Origin of the sequence: Allobosea sp. CER48, assembly GCF_044752385.1 — a bacterium.
Classification (GTDB): Bacteria; Pseudomonadota; Alphaproteobacteria; order Rhizobiales; family Beijerinckiaceae; genus Allobosea.
Genome location: NZ_JBIWYK010000244.1, coordinates 1 through 4,756, shown reverse-complemented (window position 1 = coordinate 4,756; position 4,756 = coordinate 1). Strand labels below are relative to the sequence as shown.

General features: G+C 66.0%; 6 protein-coding genes. All 6 read right to left on the bottom strand.

Going from position 1 to position 4,756, the window contains the following annotated elements; genetic code table 11:
- Positions 1–7 precede the first annotated feature (7 nt).
- From ACIPIA_RS10520 to napE, 6 genes are read right to left on the bottom strand one after another with little or no spacing between them, the layout of a single operon-like run.
- A complete protein-coding gene (locus tag ACIPIA_RS10520) occupies positions 8–730 on the bottom strand; it encodes a cytochrome c3 family protein (protein ID WP_400509242.1) in 723 nt (240 codons plus the stop codon).
- Between the two features lie 12 nt (positions 731–742).
- Complete coding sequence (locus tag ACIPIA_RS10515) at positions 743–1,246, bottom strand: nitrate reductase cytochrome c-type subunit (protein WP_400509240.1); 504 nt, start codon at positions 1,244–1,246, stop codon at positions 743–745.
- On the bottom strand, positions 1,213–3,714 hold the full coding sequence (napA, locus tag ACIPIA_RS10510; RefSeq protein ID WP_400509238.1) for a periplasmic nitrate reductase subunit alpha: 2,502 nt from the start codon (positions 3,712–3,714) through the stop codon (positions 1,213–1,215). Before napA ends, ACIPIA_RS10515 begins: the two co-directional genes overlap by 34 nt.
- Positions 3,711–3,998, bottom strand: coding sequence for a chaperone NapD (locus ACIPIA_RS10505; RefSeq protein WP_400509236.1), 288 nt, complete (start codon positions 3,996–3,998; stop codon positions 3,711–3,713). The genes napA and ACIPIA_RS10505 overlap by 4 nt, the downstream gene beginning before the upstream one ends.
- The gene (gene napF / locus ACIPIA_RS10500; RefSeq protein ID WP_400509234.1) at positions 3,991–4,494 is read right to left on the bottom strand and encodes a ferredoxin-type protein NapF; all 504 of its coding nucleotides are present in this window, start codon (positions 4,492–4,494) and stop codon (positions 3,991–3,993) included. Before napF ends, ACIPIA_RS10505 begins: the two co-directional genes overlap by 8 nt.
- 10 nt (positions 4,495–4,504) lie before the next feature.
- The gene (gene napE / locus ACIPIA_RS10495; protein WP_400509233.1) at positions 4,505–4,699 is read right to left on the bottom strand and encodes a periplasmic nitrate reductase, NapE protein; all 195 of its coding nucleotides are present in this window, start codon (positions 4,697–4,699) and stop codon (positions 4,505–4,507) included.
- Between the last annotated feature and the right edge of the window lie 57 nt (positions 4,700–4,756).

The following is a 4,756-nucleotide window of genomic DNA, read 5'->3' as shown; positions in this document are numbered from 1 at the left end:
GCCTGGCTTATTCGCTCCGACGCATGTCGATCTCGGCCAGGTAGGATCGCACCGCCCGCTCCGGACCGTGCCAGGAAGCGCTGCCCTTGCCCTGGAGCTCCGGTGCATCCTTCCAGCCAGGCTCGATCCCGGTCATGTCCGGCAGCAGATGGGCTATGCCCTTGTGGCAGTCGATGCAGGTCTTCTCGCCCGTGGTCAGGAAACGGCCATGAATCTCCGCCGCCCGGCGCGTCTGCTTGGTGAAGTCCATCGCGACGGCGGAATGGCAGTTGCGACATTCCAGCGAGTCGTTCGCCTTCAGGCGGGACCATTCGTGCTTGGCGAGCTCGAGCCGATGGTTGAGGAATTTCTCGCGCGTCGAGATCGTGCCGAAGATCTTGCCCCAGACCTCCTTCGAAGCTTGCATCTTGCGGGCGATCTTGTCCGTCCAGTTATGCGGAACATGGCAGTCCGGGCAGGTCGCGCGCACACCCGAGCGATTGGAGAAATGCACCGTCGACTGCAGCTCCTGATAGACGTTGTCGCGCATCTCGTGACAGGAGGTGCAGAACTTCTCGGTGTTGGTGACCTCCAGCGCGGTGTTGAAGCCGCCCCAGAAGATCACGCCGCAGACGAAGCCGCCAAGCGTCAGGAAGCCGAGCGGCAGATACGCGCTCGGCCGGCTGATGATGCGCCAGAAGCGCACCACGACGCCCCAGCACCAGAGGACGAAGGATTTGAGCCTGGCCATGATCCCGCCCCGCTACGGCTTCCGCCCGACGTCTTTGGCGTCCTGGAACCTGTTCTGGACCAATGGCGAGACATCGGTCTGCTGGACATGGCAGGCGGTGCAGAAGTAGCGCCGCGGCGTCACGTCGGAGAGCACCTGCCCGTCGCGGTCCTGGAAATGGGTGATGCTGATCATCGGCGCACCCGACCCCTCGGTGAACTCGCGCTTGTGGCAGTCCATGCAACGATTGGTGTTGAGGGTGAGCTGGTAGCCGTCGATGGAATGCGGGATCACCGGCGGCTGCTCCGGGTAATTCCGCATCCGCTTGACGTCGTCGACGATCGGCCGGCCGAGCGCCGGCACGCGGTCGAGCGCCATCGGATCGGCCGTGCCCGTGAGGCGCGGCACGATCTTCACCGCCGCGCCCTCCTGCGAGCGCGCGGCGCCGAAGGCGAGGACGAGGCCCGCCGCCAGGGCGGCCCCCAGAAGGGTCCACGAGCGCATCAGCCCGAGACCGGAACGATCTTGACCGCGCATTTCTTGAAATCCGTCTGCTTGGAGATGGGATCGGTGGCGTCGAGCGTCGTCTTGTTGATGAGCTGGCTGGCGTCGAACCAGGGTACGAACACCACGCCGGGCGGCATGCGGTTGCGGCCGCGCGTCTCGACGCGGGTGCGCATCTCGCCGCGGCGGGAGATCAGGGTGATCTCGGCCCCCTGGTTGAGCCCCCGCTTGCGGGCGTCCTCGGGGTGCATGAAGCAGCGCGCACCCGGAAACGCCTTGTAGAGCTCCGGCACGCGCATCGTCATCGAGCCGGAATGCCAGTGCTCCAGTACGCGGCCGGTAACCAGCCAGAGATCGTACTCGGCATCGGGCGATTCCGCCGGCGGCTCGTAGGGCACGGCGATGATGCGGGCCCTGCCGTCCTTGTTGCCGTAGAATTCGACGCCCTTGCCGGGCTTGACATAGGGGTCGAGCCCCTCGCGGTAGCGCCAGAGCGTCTCCTTGCCGTCGACCACCGGCCAGCGCAGCCCGCGAACCTCATGATAGAGTTCATAGGGCCCGAGGTCGTGACCGTGGCCGCGGCCGAAGGTGGCGTATTCCTCGAACAGTCCCTTGTGGACGTAGAAGCCGAAATCCTTGGATTCCTGGTTGTCGTAATCCGGATTGACCTCGGAAAGCGCGAACTTGTCGACGTTGCCGTTGCGATAGAGCACGTCGAACAGCGTCTTGCCCTTGTAGTTCGGATTGGCGTCGAGGATCTCCGCCGGCCAGACCTCGTCCGTCGTGAAGCGCTTCGAGAACTCTATGAGCTGCCAGAGGTCGGAGCGCGCCTCGCCGGGCGCCTGGACGAGCTGGTGCCAGACATGGGTGCGCCGTTCGGCATTTCCGTAGGCGCCCTCCTTCTCGACCCACATCGCCGCCGGCAGGATCAGGTCGGCGGCCATCGCCGTCACCGTCGGATAGGCGTCGGAGACGACGACGAAGTTCTCGGGGTTGCGATAGCCCGGATAGGTCTCGTTGCTGCTGTTCGGCGCTGCCTGGAGGTTGTTGTTGACCTGGATCCAGTAGAAATTCAGCTTGCCGTCCTTGAGCATCCGGTCCTGCTCGACGGCGTGATAGCCCGGCTTGTCAGGGATCACGCCGTTCGGGATGCGCCAGATCTCCTCGGCATGCTTGCGATGCTCGGGATTGACCACCGTCATGTCGGCCGGCAGGCGATGGGCGAAGGTGCCGACCTCGCGCGCCGTGCCGCAGGCCGAGGGCTGGCCGGTCAGGGAGAACGGGCTGTTGCCGGGCTCGGAGATCTTCCCGGTCAGCAGATGCAGGTTGTAGACGAGCTGGTTGGCCCAGACGCCGCGCACATGCTGGTTGAAGCCCATCGTCCAGAACGAGACGACCTTGCGCTTGGGGTCGGCATAGAGCTCGGCGAGCTGCTGCAGGAAGCCGGGCTCGACGCCGGTGAGCGCCGAGACCTTATCCAGCGTGTAGTCCTTGACGAAGGCCGCATAGGCCTCGAAGTCGATCGGCGACGTCGCCGCCGGATCAGCCGCCTTCTTCGCCTTGACCTCGCGCGGGTCGTCCGTGCGCAGACCATAGCCGATCTCGGTCGCGCCCTTCACGAAGGTGGTGTGCTTGTCGACGAAATCCTTGTTCACCCGCCCGGTCGAGATGATGTGGTTGGCGATGTAGTTCAGGATCGCCAGATCGGTGCCCGGCTTGAACACGATCGGGATGTCGGCGAGGTCGGAACTCCGATGGGTGAAGGTGGAGAGCACCGCGACCTTCACATGCGGCTGGCCGAGCCGGCGGTCCGTCACCCGCGTCCACAGGATCGGGTGCATTTCCGCCATGTTCGAGCCCCAGAGCACGAAGGCATCGGCATGCTCGAAATCGTCGTAGCAGCCCATCGGCTCGTCCATGCCGAAGGTCCGCATGAAGGCATAGGCCGCCGAGGCCATGCAGTGGCGGGCATTCGGGTCGAGATTGTTGGAGCGGAACCCGGCCCGCATCAGCTTGGTCGCCGCATAGCCCTCGAAGATTGTCCACTGGCCGGAGCCGAACATGCCGAGCGCGGTCGGACCCTTGGCCTTGAGCGTCGCCTTGGCCTTGGCGGCCATGGTGTCGAAGGCCTCGGCCCAGGAGACCGGCGTGAACTCGCCGTCCTTGGCGTAGACGCCGTTCTTCTTGCGCAGCAGCGGCTGTGTCAGCCGGTCGCTGCCGTACATGATCTTGGAGAGGAAGTAGCCCTTGACGCAGTTGAGGCCACGGTTGACGTCGGCCTTCATGTCGCCATGCGTGGCGATGACGCGCCCTTCCTTGACGCCGACCATCACGCCGCAGCCGGTGCCGCAGAAACGGCATGGCGCCTTCGACCACTTGATCTGCAGGCTGTCGACGCCACCCGCGACGGGCTGGGCATCGGCCGGAACGCTCATATTGGCGGCGAGCGCGGCGACGCCGGCCGCCTGCGCCTTCAGCATCTCGCGACGGGACAGGGTCATGGGACTACTCCGGGGTCGTCGAGGGTTTCGGGGTCTTCGATCTGCTCGAAGACCATGTTGGCCGAGAGCACGCCGTCCAGCAGGCTGATCGCGGCGAGCCTGTCGCCGATCACGCCGGTGCTGGCGCCCTCCAGCACGATGACGATCTTGCCGTTCTCGACGCGATGCACCTCGGTGTCCGGCAATTCGCCGATGCGCGCGAGCACGGCGTCGACCTGCGCTGGCAGGGCCGAGACGACCGCGCTGGAGATATGATGGAAGCGCGGACGCGATGGCTCAGACATGGGGGAGCTCCAGCGGTTGCGCGGTGATGGCTCCCGCCGGGCAGGCCGCGATGCAAGCTCCGCAGCCGCTGCACCGATCCGCCGTCAGCTCCGGCAAGGCCGGGCCGCCGAGCCGCGAACGGAACCTGATCGCCGATTCCGCGCAGGCATCGCCACAGCTCTGGCAGACGATGCCGCGGCTGGCGAAGCAGGCCGGGCCGATCGCGGCCACATGGTCGAAGGCGGCGATGGCGCGGTCGAACACCGGTTCGGGGCAGGCGTCGGCGCAGGCGCCGCAGAAGCTGCATTCGCCCACGTTGAAATCGAGAGCGGGCCGGCCGGTCTCGTCGAGGGCGATGATGTGCCGGGGGCAGGCCGGCGCGCAGGCGCCGCAGCCGGTGCAGGCGGCAGCGAGAGACGCCGCCCGCGACCATGGCGGGCGATCCCGGTCCGGCAATGAGGGCCGGCGGCCAGTCAGGAAATTGCGGCGCCCGAGATCGAATTTGTCACGATCCATGGGAGCCTCCTCAATGCGGAGGCCCGGGCGGGCCGAGAATGATCTGGGACATCCATATCAGGAAGCCGTAGCCCCCGACGACGCCGACCGCGACGATCGGCCAGATCAAGACTGCCAAGGTCAGGAAAGCCAGGAATTCGGCTCGCCTCGACGGCCTTTCAGGCGCGGTTTCCGGTCCGCTCGCCCCTGCGGTCTCGGTCGTCATCTCTCGTCCTTTCGCGTGAGAGCGTTCACAAAACGCGCCGTCACCAGATTAGAGATC

Bases quoted from the DNA above. Each gene is read 5' to 3' on its own strand.
- ACIPIA_RS10520 (WP_400509242.1), bottom strand. From the start codon at position 730: ATGGCCAGGCTCAAATCCTTCGTCCTCTGGTGCTGGGGCGTCGTGGTG.
- ACIPIA_RS10515 (WP_400509240.1), bottom strand. From the start codon at position 1,246: ATGCGCGGTCAAGATCGTTCCGGTCTCGGGCTGATGCGCTCGTGGACC.
- napA (WP_400509238.1), bottom strand. From the start codon at position 3,714: ATGACCCTGTCCCGTCGCGAGATGCTGAAGGCGCAGGCGGCCGGCGTC.
- ACIPIA_RS10505 (WP_400509236.1), bottom strand. From the start codon at position 3,998: ATGTCTGAGCCATCGCGTCCGCGCTTCCATCATATCTCCAGCGCGGTC.
- napF (WP_400509234.1), bottom strand. From the start codon at position 4,494: ATGGATCGTGACAAATTCGATCTCGGGCGCCGCAATTTCCTGACTGGC.
- napE (WP_400509233.1), bottom strand. From the start codon at position 4,699: ATGACGACCGAGACCGCAGGGGCGAGCGGACCGGAAACCGCGCCTGAA.